Annotated in this window: 1 protein-coding gene; it reads right to left on the bottom strand. The window is 34.1% G+C overall.

The genetic code is table 11. The annotated features are described in order from the left end of the window. Nucleotides 1-73 precede the first annotated feature (73 nt). A partial coding sequence (locus RAH41_RS22375) for an IS1182 family transposase (protein WP_331225461.1) occupies nucleotides 74-1,435 on the bottom strand: 1,362 nt, incomplete at its 5' end.

The raw sequence follows: 1,435 nt of genomic DNA, 5'->3' as shown, positions 1-1,435 counted from the left end.
CACGCTGTTGAAAAAAGACTTCGTCAAGTAAATGCCACGAATTTTTCGTGGCATTTTTGTTTTAGTTGTTCATTTAGTCTGTTTTTTGGTAAATTAAATGAAGACCTATTTCCTTTAGCGAGAGAAGTTTGGTCCATTTAATTAAGTTTTGTATGATGGCGGTCATCAAAACTTGTCTTTTTACTTTGTGAACTCCTCGGTATCGTGCGTAACGTAAACCGTGGAGTTCTTTACTTTGGGCAAAACTTAACTCAACTGTTGAAGGTCTTACTGACTTCAATATTTTCCCTCGAGCTGATAGTCTTTGTTCCCTTAACTTATCGTAAATTTGTTGATTAACTGATATTCTTAAAACCCGATCATCTTTTTTCGCGAATGGACAATTAAAACAACTACCTTTGTCAGGCTTAAACTCATGATAGCCATGTCTAGTAGTCGTTTTATATCGAAAAGGTACACCACAAGGACAGGCATACAGGTCATCATTTACTTTTTGAAATTGAATTTTTCTACATTCTTTATGCTCATTACTTGGAAATCTACGATGCGAGATATAAGCAAATATCCCTCGTTTAAATAAACCTTCGGCAAATCTTGAATTATAGTAGCCCGCATCAACAGCTATTTCGTTGGAATAATATCCGAGCCTCTCTTTTAACGAATCTAACTGATTTAATAAAACTCTATGCCCAGGAACATTCGCACTCGTCACATGAGTATCGATTATAAAATTATGTAAAGAATCAACTACTCGATGTTCAAAATATGCGAAGCGACCTCTTTCATCATGTTTAACTGATAACCTTGCATCACCATCAACAGGATTAAGTAAAACGCGTTTAAGTTCAGTTTTATTTCCTTTAGGTTTAAGTAATTTTAATCCATGTTTTTGTCTACGCTCGTTTACTTTTTTTAAAGTATCAAGATCTTCCTCAATTACGACTTCTTTAATCCATTCCTCACGTTTTCTTTTATTCGCATTCGCTTTTAGCTCTGTTTCATCTGCCACCCAAGTTTCATTCGCGATAAATCCATCTATATTAATTAGATTTACTACATAGTGAAAGAAAGCTTCCCAAACCTCGTTATCTTTCAAGCGATGATTAAGAAACTTTGAAATAGTCGAATGACAAGGTATTTTTCTATCAGGTGAAATCCCTAAAAACCAACGATAAGTTGCATTTTGTTTTACTTGTTTACAAGTAAATCGAACAGAGCGAAACCCTTCAATATATTGTATCAGTAGTATTTTTACCAGTATTAGTGGATCAATTGAAGGTCTGCCAACGGTTGACCGATAGTAAGGTTCAATCAGTTGATATAAATAATTCCAATTGATTTCCTTATCAATTTTTACAATGTGGTGCTCCACATCTATCATATTCTCATATAGTTTACGATTTTTTGCGATGTCTAAATTCTCTTGATAGTAGTA

This window comes from Gottfriedia acidiceleris (assembly GCF_036421055.1).
In the GTDB taxonomy this organism is placed as follows: domain Bacteria; phylum Bacillota; class Bacilli; order Bacillales; family Bacillaceae_G; genus Gottfriedia; species Gottfriedia acidiceleris_C.
Note: the sequence above shows the minus strand (reverse complement) of the source record. Positions and strands in the feature narration are given on the sequence as shown.